Raw genomic sequence first — 15,102 nt, forward strand, 5'->3', positions numbered from 1 at the left:
CGCCCTGCTCCGGCAGCAGGGCGGTCCGTCTTCCGGTAGTTGACGCTTTTTCGTTTGACAATATTGTCCAGCCATGCTACCCTAATCATCGGGAGGAATTTTCTAAATATTCCCCCAATGTAAGCGAATACAAAATCAATTGAAGGAGGAATCGGGGATGATCTACGCACAACCAGGCCAGCCAGGCGCGCTTGTCACGTTCAAAACGCGCTACGAAAACTTCATTGGCGGCAAATGGGTGCCGCCGGTCGACGGCGAATATTTTGAAAACATTACGCCGATCACCGGAAAACCGTATTGCGAAGTGCCGCGCTCGAAAGCGGCGGACATCGAGCTGGCGCTTGACGCCGCCCATGCGGCCAAAGAGGCATGGGGGCGCACGTCTCCGGCCGAGCGCGCCCGTTTGCTGAACAAAATCGCCGACCGGATGGAAGAAAACTTGGAAATGCTCGCGGTCGCGGAGACGTGGGAAAACGGCAAGCCGATCCGCGAAACGCTGGCGGCTGACATTCCGCTCGCCATCGACCATTTCCGCTATTTCGCCAGCTGCATCCGCGCACAAGAAGGCGCGATTTCCGAAATCGACCATAACACCGTTGCTTATCACTTCAAAGAACCGCTCGGCGTCGTCGGGCAAATCATCCCGTGGAACTTCCCGATTCTCATGGCGGCGTGGAAACTCGCCCCGGCATTGGCCGCAGGCAACTGCGTCGTCTTGAAACCGGCGGAACAAACGCCGACATCGATCCTCGTCCTCATCGAACTCATCGAAGATTTGCTTCCACCTGGTGTCGTCAACATCGTGAACGGCTTTGGCTTAGAAGCCGGAAAACCGCTCGCCTCGAACCCGCGCGTGGCGAAAGTGGCGTTCACCGGCGAAACGACGACCGGACGCCTCATCATGCAATACGCTTCACAAAACATTGTGCCGGTCACATTGGAACTTGGCGGCAAGTCCCCGAACATTTTCTTCGCTGATGTCATGGACAAAGATGACGAGTTTCTCGATAAAGCGCTTGAAGGGTTTACAATGTTCGCTTTAAACCAAGGCGAAGTGTGCACATGCCCGTCGCGCGCCCTCATTCACGAGTCGATTTACGACGCCTTTATGGAGCGGGCGCTTGAGCGCGTCAAGCAAATTAAACAAGGAAACCCGCTCGACACCGAAACGATGATCGGGGCGCAAGCGTCATCAGAACAACTGGAGAAAATCTTGTCGTACATCGACATCGGGAAGCAAGAAGGCGCTGAACTTTTGATCGGCGGCGAGCGGAACATGCTCGAAGGAGAACTTTCCGGCGGCTATTACGTCAAGCCGACGATCTTCAAAGGGCATAACAAAATGCGCATTTTCCAAGAAGAAATTTTCGGCCCTGTGTTAGCCGTCACCACCTTTAAAGACCAAGACGAAGCGCTTTCGATCGCCAATGAGACGCTGTACGGCCTTGGCGCCGGCGTCTGGACGCGCGACATGAACACCGCATACCGGTTCGGCCGCGGCATCCAAGCCGGCCGCGTCTGGACGAACTGCTACCACGTCTATCCGGCCCACGCGGCGTTTGGCGGCTACAAAATGTCCGGCATCGGCCGCGAAACGCACAAAATGATGCTTGACCATTACCAACAAACGAAAAACTTGCTCGTCAGCTATTCGCCGAAAAAACTCGGCTTGTTCTAACATTGACCCACCTGCTCTTTCACGGCAAAAGGCAGCGCCGGAGCGCTGCCTTTTTGCCCCTGTTGCACCTGCCGCCACCAAAACCGTGCAAGCACCTTTTGATTCACCTTATTATCTGTATGAAATGGACCAAACAACGAAGCCATCATTCCTCATTCCATTCGAGAAATCAAGTGCAGCCGCGATGAGCAATGCCTGTCTTTGGCCGTGATGCGGGTAGCGTCAAAAGTTCTATGAAAACTCCACACAGGCCATCCCATGGAGCATCGTGAGGCATCCTTGGAGCCGGATTCGCCCTTGACCAACACCCGCCAAAGGTGAGAAAGAGTCGTCAAGGGCGACGGGGACAAAAAAGAGGGCATAGGAAAGCCGCCCTTGCCATGACCGAATTTTACCTTTGGCGGTGTTCGGTTGGTCAAGGGTTCGCTTCGCCGAATCCGGCAGGAGTTCTGTTCAACGGGCTCCGGCGGACAAAAAAGTCAGGCCGCCTCTTGTTGGAGAAATGCTTGGGCCATGGCGATCAGCTTCGTCCACCGGGCCGGCATATGCGGAAGATCCGCCAGTTCCGGGATGACAACCGGCACCCGGCCTTCGAGCGCGCTGTGTGGGCGCAGGAAGTTGAAATACGCCACAAACAGTGTGACAAAGGACACCGAGCCTTCTTCCGCACCAAACCCGTGAGTCGGTCGGTAGTTGCCTTTAAACGTCCGGTTGAATCGCTCGATGATTTGTTTGAGTGGACGGAATTCCTCGGACACTGGATCCTCATTGGTCAGCCCGATTACCTGGCGGACATCGAACAGGATCCCGTGCTGGGCAAAGAAGTGCTGCGCCAGCAGGTAAATGGGATTGCCGTCGACGACAAACGACAAGTCGTCCGGGATGGACGGCAGCTTTCGCAGGACGTCATCACAGGCCTGGATGGCCGAGAGCGTGTCCCGGTTGGGGGAGACGCGATACGACAGCACGATCTTTTTCACCGCATCGAACATGAAGAACAGATAATGCCAACGGCCTTTCACCCGAATATACGTCTCGTCCCCGCAGAACGAGCCGGACAGCTCATACGGGAACCGGTCGACAAAGGGCTTCATCAAGAGCGCGACGCTGTTGGCATAGTTGAGCACCGTCTGATGAGAGATCGACACGCCGTGAAGATCCTTCATGGCCGCTGCCGTCATGCGGGAAGACATGCCAAAGTTGACATGGTACGTCAACACCAGCCCCAGAATGTGCGGCGACGCAGCCAGCCGGGACAAATCGACCTTCGGCTTGACGGGCGATGATGGAGCCACCGGGAGAAAGTCAAACAAGAACTCTCGAAACAAATACCGCACCTTGAAGGCCTGTGGATCCTGTTTGAAACGTTGGCGCTCCTTGTTCGTCATCCGGCGAAGGTTGGCCTGGTAAAACGGGCAGTCGTTGTTCTTGCACTTGTAGATGTTGTATTCTTTGCGTTCCTTGATTTTCTCCAGCGTCTTTTTGCAGTGCGGGCAACGAAAGACCGCTTGCTTGGTGAACCGGTTCTGGTGGTTGAACCGGCACTGGCACACTTTGCATTGGTATTGCCCGTTCCCGCCATTGTTGGCGTACAGATAGGATGATGGCGCCTGGCAGCGAGGGCAGGTCAAGGAATCCGGAACACGGTGTTTCGCCTTCGTCCGGCGCTGAACGGGCCGCAAAGGACGGCCGTGCTGCGCCTCGTAGTCCGTCAACAGCTTCCGGTAGTCAAGGGTTTCCGGTACATCGATGATCGGAAGGTCATCGACCTGGAGTTTCCGATAGGGTTTTTGGACGGGTTCGTCCAAGTCATCAAGATTCAAGGATTTTCCCACGATCACACCCATCAAATACACAATGATTTGATATTGGGTCTTGATTATTTCGAGCAAATAGGCTAATAATTGAGGTAACAAGCTTGTCACTCCTTCTTTGTTTTGGCTGTTGAGTGTGTGGTTACCTCTATGATGGCCCAAAACAATGGGGGTGGCAAGCTTTTTTTCTTCCGACCGTTGAAACTCAAGGGAAAATCGTGAGTGTGGAGGATAAACTTTTGACAATACCGTGATGCGAAAGGAGGTGCATCCGATGATTGATGAACCGAAAGTCATCGCCACCGAAGCGGCGTTGGCGTTGATTGAAAAACTGAAAGCGAAATACGGCCCGCTCATGTTTCACCAATCCGGCGGCTGCTGCGACGGCAGCTCGCCGATGTGCTACCCGCTCGGCGAGCTGATCGTCGGCGATTCCGACGTGCTGCTCGGCGAAATCGGCGGCTGTCCGTTTTATATCGCCAAGGCGCAATACGAATATTGGAAGCATACGCAGCTGATCATCGACGTCGTTCCCGGGCGCGGCGGCATGTTTTCCCTCGAAGGGCCAGAGGGAGTCCGCTTCCTCACCCGCTCGCGCGTCTTCGGCCAAAACGAGACGGGCGAGAAGTAGCCATCAAGGGCCAACCGCCAGAAGAAAACGGCCGCACCATCGGCGCCAGGCGTTCGCCCCTCATAAGCCGTATAAGGAAGACCGCTTCCGTTCTCCTTCGGACGCCCCGGCGCTTGGCCGCCGGTCAGAACGAAAAGGCGGCCGCCTCGTTCGCAAGCGAGACGGGCCGCCATGCTCCTCATTCATGTTCCGCCTGGTTCAACGTCTTCACCGCTTCAACCCGATCGGACAAGACAATCCGCTTCAAGCCGAATACGAAAAGCAAGCCGATCGCAATAAAGGCGAGCCCGAACCAAAAGACGGCTTGGAGCGAATCGACAAGCGACTGCTTCAACACCGGCACGAACATCTCCCGCAGCGGCGCCGGAATTTTCGCCATCGCCTCCGGGCTTAACAACAGCGAATACAGCCCTTGCGGATCGGTATGGATCATGTCGGCAAAACGGTCAACAAGCCCTTTCGCTTGCGCCGGGAGCGCTTCAAGCTTCGGCATGAGCCGCTCATCGAGCAAAGCGCTCGAACGATGGTTCATGATGGCGCCAAGCACCGTCATGCCGAACGTCCCGCCGATCGAGCGGAAAAATTGGCTCGATGACGTCACGACGCCAAGCTCCGATTTCGGAAAGCTTTCTTGCAACGCAAGCGTCAAAATCGGCATCACAAGCCCGGTGCCAAGGCCGAGAATAATCATGTACACCGTCGCCGTCCATTTCGATGTGTCAACGCCCATGGTGCCAAGCAAACCAAAAGCCGCGGCCATAATGGCCATGCCGATGATAAGCTGCGGTTTCACGCCGATCCGGTACACAAGCCGCCCGCCAAGGACGCTGCCGATAATCATCGTGATCATCATCGGCGTCATGATCGTCCCTGACTCGGTGGCGCTCACGCCGATGATGCCTTGCATAAAAAACGGCACAAACATAATGGCGCCAAACATGCCGACGCTCATAAAAAAGCCGATCGCATTGAGCAATGTAAACGTCCGATGACGGAACAGCCAAAGCGGGATGATCGGCTCTTCCGCCCGCTTTTCCGCCCAAATGAACAAGGCAAAAGCGAGGACCGACGCCGCAAACAGCGAGACGATTTGCCACGAGCCCCACGGATACCGGTCGCCGCCGAACGTCAATCCGAGAAGCAAACTCACCACGCCGACGGTCAAGGTCGCCATCCCCGCGATATCGAATTTGACCGGCCCTTCGGCTTTATATTTGCTTAATCCCATCGCAATCAACACCGTCGCTAAAATGCCGACCGGCAAGTTGATGTAAAACACCCAGCGCCAGTTCAAATGGTCGACGATAAACCCGCCGACTTGCGGTCCCAGCACCGAGGCGAGGCCGTACAAGCCGCCAAACACCCCTTGCCATTTCGCCCGCTCTTTGCCGGTGAACACGTCGCCGATGACGACCATAGCCATCGGCATCATAATCCCGCCGCCCAATCCTTGAATGCCGCGGTAAAGGATGAGCTCGGTCATATCGTCCGCCATGCCGCACAGCGCGGAACCAATCATAAAAATGACCAATCCGCTCACATAGACAATCCGCCGGCCCAATAAGTCGGCGAGCTTGCCGGCGATCGGCACGACTGTCGTTGACGTGAGCATATACGCCGTCGTCAGCCACGTCATGACGCCCAGTCCGCCGAGCTCGCCGACAATGCGCGGCATCGCCGTTCCGACAATCGTCCCGTCCAACGCCGCAAACAACATGGCAATGATCAGCCCGGTAATGAGCAGCGGGCGATGGCGGATCGTGCTTGCCGGCGCCGCTATTGCTTTTTCCATGTTTCCCTCTCCCATCGGTGAAGTCGTTCATACGTGTTGATTTCTTCGCTCAGCGCATCGACCGCTGCGGCGAGCGAAGGCGCTTGTTGATGACGCAAATACAACATGAGCGCGTCAACAAGATACGCCCTTGGCGGTCCATCTTGCCGAAACAGTTCTTCCTCAAGCGCTGCGGCCGCTCCGCGCACTTCCTCCGCCTGAACCGGCTCCAGCTCCGCGGCCGCCTCGCGAACCGCGACGAATGCCGCAGTGAGCCGCTCCCGCTGTTTTTTCCGCTCACGCTCCTCGAGCTCCATCCATGGCGCGATCGACTCTTCGGTCAAAAGCGGGCGCTCATCCGCCGCGAAACTCGCGACGATCGCATCGAGACGGCGCACAAGAAAGCGCGCGGCTTCTTCCGCATCAAAGGCGTCATCACGGAAAAAGAAGAAAAACAAGTATTGGCGGATCATGCCGTTCGTGATCATCGCCACGTCATACACGTACGGCTTGACTCCCTCGCCGTATACGTCTATCAGACGGGCGCAATACCACAAAAACAAGCGCCCATGCTGGCGGAACATATACCGCTCCACCTCTGGATTGACTTTCGGCAACTGTTCGGACACGATCATGCGCAAAAAGTCTTTGTATTCGCGAATGTGGGAGAAATGGGCCGTCAACTGGCGGATGAACCGCTCCTTTTCCGGGCCGTCCCCGCCGGATGCCGTGAAATCGGCCACCATTTTTTCGCTGTAATAGCGAAGCACAGCAAGAAGCAGCTCTTCCTTCGAAGCGAAGTGATGGTAAAACGCCCCTTTGGAAATGCCCCACGCCTCAACCAAGTCTTGAATCGAGGTCGCATGGTACCCTTTTTCCGCAAACAGTTTCATTGCGGTTTCAATAAAGCGAACGCGCCGTTCATCCATGGCAGCCGTCCATCCCTTTCCCGTTCACTTCCAGCCATTGCTGGTACGACGGCAACGAAACGCGCGGCTTCACCAAGCTAGCACGCACATGACGGCGCTGAAGCCATTCGACCAACCGCTGAACATCAGCCATTCCTTCTCGCCTCCATTTTTTACGCTGACCAATCGGTCACCGTTATTATAAACGACTAGCATCCGTTCATGCAACCAAAACGACGTTAGTTATGACTACTCAGTCATACGTTAATCTGTTTTTTTGAACCGTTGGTCAAACAAAGCCTGTTCTAGAAAAATATACGCATCTTGATAAGCAGCGCTCATGCCAAAGGAAAGCGAAATGCGCCTATCGATTTGTTCAACAAAACCGGCCGCCCATGCCTTCATACGACATGGACGGCCGGCTGGGTTCATCCTCTAGCCGCAGCGGCGAGCGCCAACGCACCTGCAATGCCGGCGTTGTCGCCAAGCCCCGGAAGGACAATATATTCATCAATCCGTCGCAAAATCATCTCGTGCTCGACATACCCGTTGAGCAGTTCCTGCACATAGCGGCGCACAAGCGGCAACACGTGCGTCTGCTTCATCACGCCGCCGCCTACGATCACTTTTTCCGGCGATAAAACGAGAATGTAGTTCGCGACCGCTTGGGCCAAGTAAAACGCCTCGAGCTCCCATACCTCGTCTCGATCGGCAAGTTCCACGCCCTTTTTCCCCCAGCGCCGCTCTATCGCGGGGCCGGACGCCATCCCTTCCAAACAGTCGCCATGGTACGGGCAGACGCCGGCAAACGCGTCATCCGGGTGGCGGCGGACAAGAATATGCCCCATCTCCGGATGAAGCAGCCCGTGCAGCAGCCGCCCTTCGACAATCGCCCCGACGCCGATGCCTGTTCCGACCGTTATGTACAGGCAGCTGTCAAGCCCCCGCGCCGCCCCCCAGCGCTGCTCGCCGAGCGCTGCGGCGTTGACATCGGTGTCAAAGCCGATCGGCACCGGAAAATGCCGCTTCATCGCCCCGACAAAATCGAAGTTTCGCCACACCTGTTTCGGTGTGCTCGTAATGTACCCATACGTCGGGCTGCCCGGGCGCAAATCAACCGGGCCGAACGACCCGATCCCGATCGCCTCCACGTTGTGCGGGCGGAAAAAATCGATAACATGCGCCATCGTTTCTTCCGGCACCGTCGTCGGAAACACCGCCCGCTCATGAATGTTCCCTTGTTCATCGCCGACGGCGCAGACAAATTTTGTGCCTCCGGCTTCAATGGCTCCGAGTATCATACGGATTTCCCTTCCTTTCACAATTGACGTTCCTCTTCCTCAGACAAGCGCAAATACGTCTCGAACAACCCAACCAACAGCCGCTGTTTCGCCTCATCAAGCTCCAGGCGGACGGACAGGCGCAAAAATTCCCGTTTCACTGCCACTCTTTCATTATACCTCATTTTGCTTAACAAGGCGTCCGCGACCGGATTGTCGCGGCGAATGTACTCACGCCCTAGCCGCTTGCGCAGGCCAACGGTGAGAAAGCGGAAATCGGCAGCGGCGAGGAACGGAAACCGGATGGTGAACGAGGACGGTTCATCGAGAAACAAAATCCTTCTTTCCCCAAAAAAGAAGATGTCCCTAAACCAAAGGGACACCCTCTCCCACACCTGTATACGCATCCCATCTCTAAGAAGCGATGGCCTTCTAGCGCAGACAGCCGCAGCGAAAAACGGCGAGGCCGCCATAAGGTCCGCACGACGAATCCCTTTCCTTTTTCGCGGCTCATCCCTTCACCGAACCGGCAAGCAGGCCGCGGACGAAGTATTTGCCGAGGAAGATGTACACAAGCAACGTCGGCAGCGCAGCAAGCAAGGCGCCTGCCATTTGCACGTTCCATTGGACGATTTGGCTGCCGGATAGATTTTGCAAGGCGACCATGATCGGCTGTTTGTCGGATGTCGTGATCGTCACCGCAAACAAAAACTCGTTCCAAATGTTCGTAAACTGCCAGATCGCCACGACGACAAATCCGGTGATGGACAGCGGAAGCATGATGTAACGAAAAATGCGGACAAACCCGGCGCCGTCGATTTTCGCTGATTCAATCATCTCATCCGGAATGGCCGCATAAAAATTGCGGAACATGAGCGTCGTAATCGGAATGCCGTAGACGACATGGACGAACACGAGCCCCGGAATCGTGTTGTACAACCCGATTTCGCGCAAAAACTGGATGAGCGGAATGAGAATGCTTTGATACGGAATGAACATGCCGAACAAAATGAGCGTAAAGAGCGTATCCGCTCCTTTAAACTTCCATTTCGACAGCACGTAGCCGTTGAGCGCCCCAAGCAGGGCGGAGAGCAGCGTCGCCGGTACGACGAGCAAAATCGAGTTCCAAAAGTTTGGGGCAAGCTTGTCAAACGCTGTCACGTAGCTGCTCCAATCGATCGTTGACGGCAGCTTCCACATATCGGCCAGTGTCACTTCATCAAGCGGCTTCAAGCTCGTGGCGACCATGACATACACCGGCATGAGGAAAAACACGCTCATGGCGATGGCCAATGCGTACAACAACGGCCGCGCCCACACGGATCTCGCCATCACGATCCCCCCTTCCGGCTTGAGATGAGATACGGAACGATAAAGATGGCGACCGACAGCAGCATCACGATCGCGATCGCCGCCCCGTTCGCATAGTAGTTGCCGCGGAACGTCGTTTCAAACATGTACACGCCCGGCACGTCGGTGACAAAGTTCGCCCCTGGCCCGGTCATGGCGTAAATCAAATCGAAAATTTTGAGCGAAATATGCGCCATGATGATGATGACGCTGACGGTGATCGGCCGCAGCAGCGGCAAAATGATTTTCCAATACAATTGAAACTCGGTCGCCCCGTCCATCCGCGCCGCTTCCCTTACCTCGTCCGGAATGGCGCGCAAACCGGCGAGATACATCGCGACCGCGAAACCGGTCATTTGCCAAACAGCGGCCACGACAACGGCAATGATGGCGACAGGAATGCCAAATTCAATTTTTCCCCACTGGAATGCGCCGAGGATATTCGTGTCCGTATACCATTTGGAATCCAAACCGAGCGGCTTTAAAAACAAGTTCACCCCCGTCGACGGGTTGAACAGCCATTGCCACACGACCCCGGTGACAATAAAGGACAACGCCATTGGGAAAAAGAAAATGTTGCGGAACAGCGACTCGCCGCGCAGCTTTTGATCAAGCAAAATAGCAAGCAATTGTCCCAACACAATGACGGCGGTGATAAACAGCACCGTAAACACAAACGTGTTGCGCAAATCGGCTTGGAAGCGGAAATCATGAAACAAATACAAATAGTTTTTCAACCCGGCAAACGACCAATCCGGCACGAGCGAATTCCAGTTGCTTAAAGACACATACCCGGTCCAGGCGATAAACCCGTACACAAATAAGAAAACGAGGACGACTGACGGCGCCAAAAACGCGGCGGCCAGCCAGTGGTCGGCCGTCCATTTTCGCTTTTTCCGCGCGACGGGAACCGCCGTGGTCTTCTCAGCCGGCGTGATGTTGACCGTTTCCACTAGGATCCCTCCTCATGATGACGAAAAGGGGAAGAGAATGGCTCCCGTCCCCTTTCCATTCGTTACTTCTTCAGTTCCGCCGCTGCTGACACAAGGGTGTCGATAAATGTGTTGACGTCTTTTTGCGTGACGAAAATATTGATGGCTTGGTTTACTTTCGTCACAAACCCTTCCGCCGCTGCCGATCCGTGCGCCAAGCTTGGCGCTAATGCGGCCGTTTTGAAATCTTGCATCGTTTGTTTGCCGTATTCGTCGTACTTGGACGGATCGGCGTCGATGCGGGCCGGAATCGAGCCTTTCAGCGGGTTGAACGCATCTTGCCCTTCCACCGAGCCAAGCACCGCTAAAAACTTCTTCACATCATCTGGATTTTTCACGCCTTTCGGCAGACCGAACGTATCGGTGATGACCATAAACATTCCATCCGTATTCGGCGTTGGCATGTAGCCAAAATCCTCATTCACTTTTAATTTCAAGTCGTTGACAAAGTATCCTTTTGTCCAGTCGCCCATCACATACATCGCCGCTTTCCCTTCGGCAACGAGCTGAGCGGCGTCTTGCCAGTTGCGCGAGCTATGGTCTTCGTTAATATAACCGAGCATTTTCTTAAACGTCTCGACCGCCTGCTTCACGTTTGGATCATCAAAGGCCAATTCGCCAGTCCAAAGCTTTTTGTACTCCTCGGCTCCAAGCGTGCCAAGCAGCACCGTTTCAAACAGGTGCGTTGCTGTCCACGGCTCTTTGTCGCCCAAGGCGAGCGGCGTAATGCCTTTTGCTTTCAGTTGGTCCGCCACTTGGAAAAACTCATCGAACGTTTTCGGCGGCTGGAGCCCGTTGTCAGCAAAGATTTTTTTATTGTACCAGAGCACGTTGCCGCGGTGAATATTGACCGGAACGGAGTAAATGTTGCCGTCTTTGCTTACCATGTCAATCAACGCTTTCGGGAACTTGTCCATCCAGCCTTCCTGCTCATATAAATCGTTGAGCGGCTCCATTTTTCCAGCTGCCACCCAGCCTTCATTGAGCTCCGCCCCGCCGTGCACTTGGAATGTTGATGGTGGGTCGTTCCCTTGCATGCGGCTCGCTAAGACCGCCTTGGCGTTCGTCCCGGCCCCGCCGGCGACCGCGGCGTTTTCGACTTCAATATCTGGATATTTTTCTTGGAATAGTTTGATGAGTGCTTTTAAGCCGTCTTCCTCTCCGGCTCCCGTCCACCAGCTGAAAATCTCCAGTTTCTCTTCTGCTTTTTGGCTGCCTTGTTTGGCGTCACCGGACGAAGAGTTCGAACTGCAACCCGACAGCGCCATCCCGACTCCGAGCGCAAGCGCCAGCCATGCAGATGCTTTCTTTCTCATCATACTCCCCCTTTTCCCTCTTTTTTGAAACCCCTTTCATAAAAAATTGTAGCACTCTCTCCCCAGTAACTTGCGGCTTGATTTCTTCACTTTTTTGCGTTTTTCTTCACTTTTTTGCTTTCTGTTCTCCTGTCAGGCAAACGGTACAGCAGACAGCCATTTCGCTTCAAGGGCGCCAAAAAAGCCCCGTCTCCCGATCAGGGAGCGGGCTGCGCGGCAGGCGTGGACCTAACAGTGGAATCGTCTGCTTCGTTGGCGTGATGCGCCTGCTATGGGCCGCCATGCGTGTTGCTTGCCGGAGCCGCCTCGGAATGCGAATTGTCGATTCGCTAGCCACCCCCCTTTCTTGCCGGGGCGACACTCTTGAGTTCAACGCGCCTGCAGTTTTTTCCGGTATTCACTCGGCGACAGGCCAGTTTGTTTTTTAAAGACGCGGCTGAAATAGTTGGGATCGTTGTAGCCGACCGAAAAACAAATTTCTTTTAAGCTTTGATCCGTATGAGCAAGCGCCTCTCTCGCCCGTTCGATGCGCACGTTCGTCACGTAGTCGATGAACGTGACGCCGAAATGTTCTTTGAATAGTTTGCTGAAGTAGTACGGGCTCATTCCGATGTATTCAGCTACATCATCGAGCGTCAGCGGCTCGGCGTAGTGGCGGTCGATGTAATCTTTCGCTTTGCCGAGTTTGCCGTGTGCTTGCTGCTGACGCCAAGCATCGAGATCGGCGGCAATGCGGCCGAGTTCATCGAGCGCCGCCCGTTTCAACTCCGATGCCGACCGGCATGAAGAAAACGAGGCAGTCCGCTCGTAATGAATGCCCAGCTCCGATAGAAGACGCCCGAGCCATACAAATGTCTCTTCTGCCTTGCGCCCAGCGGCCGCTAGTGAATAGGAAGAAGCCAGCTCGTCTATATACGCCAAACAATCCACCCGCGCCTGCCCGATGTCGCCAAGGCGCAACGCTTCAAACAGCTGCTTCTCGCGTTCGATCCCCCTACCGGCGCGCGCCGCTTCCGCCGGCAAAAATCCCACTTGTGCTTTTTGCCGTTCAGCGTAATACAGGGCGGCGGACAGCGCCTCATAATACGAGGAACGAAGTTGGTCAAGGCGCAAAACCGGGGAGCCGAGCCCGATATACAGCACATCGCCGCACCGAGCTGAAAACTGCCGCGCCAAATCGAGCGCCAACGCCTGAATGATCGGCTTCCAAGCCGGCTCGCCCTCAGCAGGGCTACGGAAAAACAGGACCGGCAGACGCCGGCCCGCCAGCCGCCCGAGCAAATAGCGGCTTGACGCTTGCTCGCTGAGCTGCTTGTCCACCCATGACTTCCATTCGTCAGCTCTCTCCGCATCCGGGAACTGAATGACCATGAACATTCCCGAGGCGATCGAAAACGGCAACAATTCTTTCCACCGCTCCCACTCATCAGCTGATACATCCTCCGTCATGAGGACGGACAGCCACTCATTTTCCACGAGCGTCTGCAACCGACGAATTTGCTCTTGCAGTTGGCGATTGTTTTCCTCGTGTTGCCGCCTGGCCGCCACTTCCCGGCTGACTCGTTCCAAGGCGGAAATGACCTCGTCCTTCCGGCTCGGCTTTAATAAATATTCCTTGACGCCAAACCGCATCGCTTGTTTCGCATAGTCAAACAAATCAAACGCCGACACAATAACGAACTCGAGATCAAGGCCGGCTTGGCGAATCGCTTCGATCGCTTGCAATCCGTCAAGGCCGGGCATTTTGATGTCTATAAGCATCACATCCGGACGATATTGCTTGGCAATGTCAATGGCCTCACGCCCATTGGCGCCCTCAGCGACCACCTCGACGTGCGGAAGGCGGTCGTTGATCATTTTCCGCAGCGCTTTGCGCTCCAATGCCTCGTCATCGACGATCGCCACTTTCACCGTGCATCCCCCCTTGCCATCTTGGCAGCCGCAGCCGCACCGTTGTTCCTTTTCCTGACGCAGACTCGATTTCGGCCACATCCATCACCCCGTAAAACAGCTGCAGCCGGCGAATGACGTTGCGCAAGCCGATGCCGGTCGAATGGCCGCGCCCTTGTTCGCGGCGCACCGACCATTCTTCGCCGCGAATTAACGCATCAAGCACCGCTTTCACCTGCCCGTCCATGCCGACGCCATTGTCTTTTACCTCCACTATAATCCGTCGATCTTGTTCATAAATGGTGACCGCCAGCTCAGCTCCGTGTTCATACGACTCAATGCCATGAATGAACGCATTTTCAATGAGCGGCTGCAGCGTAAGCGGTGGAAGGGGTTGACCGAGGCAAGATGGTTCGGCCTCTAACGTAAACTTGATCCGGTCAAAAAACCGCGTCTGCTGAATGAAGAAATATTCACGGGCGATGCGCACCTCATCGGCAAGCGTCACCGTCCGCTGCAAATCGCCCAAATTGTAGCGCAAAATGGCCGCCACCGCTTCAATCAGCCGCGATGTTTGTTCCGCCTCTTCCAAATATGCCATTTTGGAAACGGTATTGAGCGTATTGAACAAAAAATGCGGGTTGATCTGGCTTTGCAAGCTTTTGAGCTCCAGTTCCTTCACAAGCCGGTCAAGCTCAGCCTTTTGCTCCATTTCCGCAATCAGCTGCTTTAAGCTGCGGCGCATATCGTTGAACGTCACGGCAAGAAGCCGCAATTCATCGCTCGCCGCCGGCTCGACATCCGGCCCGTCCAGCCGCCCGGCGCCAATCGCCCGGGCCGCATGGGCTAGCTCGATGATCGGCTTTGTCAAACTGCCGGAGAAAAACACAGCGAGCAGCACGCCAAGACATAAGGTCGTCACAAACAACCCCATCCCCATGTAACGAAAATAGCGGTTGCGCCGCGCCACTTCGTCGTACTGATGCTGGTAAGCAGTCAGTTCATCGTCAATGAGATGAAGCGTTTCTTCCTGCAAAAAGGAGGCAATGTTCATCGTTTCATGCAAGTGGTCGGAATACAGGCTGATATTGCCCGCCTCAAAATGGTACACGGTCAGCGCCGCCTCTTCAAGCAAACTTTCAATCATATGTTCATAGTTTTCTGCCGCGAGACGGCCGGACAGCGCGGACAGCGCCCCGCCCGCCTCGGAGCGGCGTTGCTGCAGCCAGCGGAATTCTTCCTCATACGCCCGGACGTAGCGCCCTTCTTTCTCGGATACATAGGCGTTTAACTGCTCCATCATCCGGTTCGCCCGCTGCGACACTTCATTCAACAGCAGCAGCCGGCGCATCCGATCGTCGTAGTCGCTCATCATCTTTTCGCTCGTTTGATACAAAAGAAATACAGCCCCGTTTAACAGCAACAAAAAAACAGTAAAACAAAGCAACATCTTCGTCCGAATGTTCATCACT

12 protein-coding genes and 1 pseudogene are annotated in these 15,102 nt (G+C 55.2%); 2 read left to right on the forward strand and 11 right to left on the reverse strand.

Going from position 1 to position 15,102, the window contains the following annotated elements; all coding sequences use genetic code 11:
- Nucleotides 1-157: 157 nt before the first annotated feature.
- Complete coding sequence (adh, locus tag M493_RS15430) at nt 158-1,678, forward strand: aldehyde dehydrogenase (RefSeq protein ID WP_020961312.1); 1,521 nt, start codon at nt 158-160, stop codon at nt 1,676-1,678.
- Nucleotides 1,679-2,157: 479 nt separating this feature from the next.
- On the opposite strand, the gene M493_RS15435 is transcribed toward adh, so the two are convergent.
- Nucleotides 2,158-3,594, reverse strand: a complete 1,437-nt coding sequence (locus M493_RS15435) for a DDE-type integrase/transposase/recombinase (RefSeq protein ID WP_020961314.1) — start codon at nt 3,592-3,594, stop codon at nt 2,158-2,160.
- A gap of 172 nt (nt 3,595-3,766) precedes the next feature.
- On the opposite strand from M493_RS15435, the gene M493_RS15440 reads away from it, so the two are divergent.
- Entirely contained in the window at nt 3,767-4,123 is a 357-nt protein-coding gene (locus tag M493_RS15440; RefSeq protein WP_020961315.1) for a DUF779 domain-containing protein, read from the forward strand.
- Nucleotides 4,124-4,301: 178 nt separating this feature from the next.
- On the opposite strand, the gene M493_RS15445 is transcribed toward M493_RS15440, so the two are convergent.
- The 10 genes and pseudogenes from M493_RS15445 to M493_RS15490 form a co-directional block, all read right to left on the reverse strand.
- Nucleotides 4,302-5,915: an MDR family MFS transporter gene (locus M493_RS15445; protein ID WP_020961316.1), complete on the reverse strand. Its 1,614-nt coding sequence runs from the start codon at nt 5,913-5,915 to the stop codon at nt 4,302-4,304.
- A complete protein-coding gene (locus M493_RS15450) occupies nt 5,900-6,823 on the reverse strand; it encodes a TetR/AcrR family transcriptional regulator (protein WP_020961317.1) in 924 nt (307 codons plus the stop codon). The genes M493_RS15445 and M493_RS15450 overlap by 16 nt, the downstream gene beginning before the upstream one ends.
- Nucleotides 6,816-6,956 carry a hypothetical protein gene (locus tag M493_RS18745; RefSeq protein WP_020961318.1) on the reverse strand — a complete coding sequence of 47 codons (141 nt, stop codon included), beginning with the start codon at nt 6,954-6,956 and terminating at the stop codon, nt 6,816-6,818. Before M493_RS18745 ends, M493_RS15450 begins: the two co-directional genes overlap by 8 nt.
- Nucleotides 6,957-7,230: 274 nt before the next feature.
- Complete coding sequence (locus M493_RS15460) at nt 7,231-8,103, reverse strand: ROK family protein (protein WP_020961320.1); 873 nt, start codon at nt 8,101-8,103, stop codon at nt 7,231-7,233.
- A 20-nt stretch (nt 8,104-8,123) separates the two neighbouring features.
- A pseudogene (locus M493_RS15465) lies at nt 8,124-8,471 on the reverse strand (DUF4351 domain-containing protein); the annotation flags it as partial.
- A 121-nt stretch (nt 8,472-8,592) separates the two neighbouring features.
- Complete coding sequence (locus M493_RS15470) at nt 8,593-9,414, reverse strand: carbohydrate ABC transporter permease (RefSeq protein ID WP_020961322.1); 822 nt, start codon at nt 9,412-9,414, stop codon at nt 8,593-8,595.
- Nucleotides 9,414-10,385 (reverse strand): carbohydrate ABC transporter permease, encoded by a 972-nt coding sequence (locus tag M493_RS15475; RefSeq protein WP_020961323.1) that lies wholly within the window; start codon nt 10,383-10,385, stop codon nt 9,414-9,416. The genes M493_RS15470 and M493_RS15475 overlap by 1 nt, the downstream gene beginning before the upstream one ends.
- Before the next feature lie 62 nt (nt 10,386-10,447).
- Nucleotides 10,448-11,740 carry an ABC transporter substrate-binding protein gene (locus tag M493_RS15480; RefSeq protein ID WP_020961324.1) on the reverse strand — a complete coding sequence of 431 codons (1,293 nt, stop codon included), beginning with the start codon at nt 11,738-11,740 and terminating at the stop codon, nt 10,448-10,450.
- Between the two features lie 369 nt (nt 11,741-12,109).
- Nucleotides 12,110-13,651: a response regulator transcription factor gene (locus M493_RS15485; protein WP_020961325.1), complete on the reverse strand. Its 1,542-nt coding sequence runs from the start codon at nt 13,649-13,651 to the stop codon at nt 12,110-12,112.
- Nucleotides 13,629-15,098, reverse strand: coding sequence for a sensor histidine kinase (locus tag M493_RS15490; RefSeq protein ID WP_020961326.1), 1,470 nt, complete (start codon nt 15,096-15,098; stop codon nt 13,629-13,631). Before M493_RS15490 ends, M493_RS15485 begins: the two co-directional genes overlap by 23 nt.
- Nucleotides 15,099-15,102: the final 4 nt, after the last annotated feature.

Source organism: Geobacillus genomosp. 3 (assembly GCF_000445995.2).
Lineage (GTDB): Bacteria > Bacillota > Bacilli > Bacillales > Anoxybacillaceae > Geobacillus.

Excerpts from the sequence above, each read along its gene's own strand:
- adh (WP_020961312.1), top strand. The coding sequence starts at position 158 with ATGATCTACGCACAACCAGGCCAGCCAGGCGCGCTTGTCACGTTCAAA.
- M493_RS15440 (WP_020961315.1), top strand. The coding sequence starts at position 3,767 with ATGATTGATGAACCGAAAGTCATCGCCACCGAAGCGGCGTTGGCGTTG.
- M493_RS15445 (WP_020961316.1), bottom strand. The coding sequence starts at position 5,915 with ATGGAAAAAGCAATAGCGGCGCCGGCAAGCACGATCCGCCATCGCCCG.
- M493_RS15450 (WP_020961317.1), bottom strand. The coding sequence starts at position 6,823 with ATGGATGAACGGCGCGTTCGCTTTATTGAAACCGCAATGAAACTGTTT.
- M493_RS18745 (WP_020961318.1), bottom strand. The coding sequence starts at position 6,956 with ATGGCTGATGTTCAGCGGTTGGTCGAATGGCTTCAGCGCCGTCATGTG.
- M493_RS15460 (WP_020961320.1), bottom strand. The coding sequence starts at position 8,103 with ATGATACTCGGAGCCATTGAAGCCGGAGGCACAAAATTTGTCTGCGCC.
- M493_RS15470 (WP_020961322.1), bottom strand. The coding sequence starts at position 9,414 with ATGGCGAGATCCGTGTGGGCGCGGCCGTTGTTGTACGCATTGGCCATC.
- M493_RS15480 (WP_020961324.1), bottom strand. The coding sequence starts at position 11,740 with ATGAGAAAGAAAGCATCTGCATGGCTGGCGCTTGCGCTCGGAGTCGGG.
- M493_RS15490 (WP_020961326.1), bottom strand. The coding sequence starts at position 15,098 with ATGAACATTCGGACGAAGATGTTGCTTTGTTTTACTGTTTTTTTGTTG.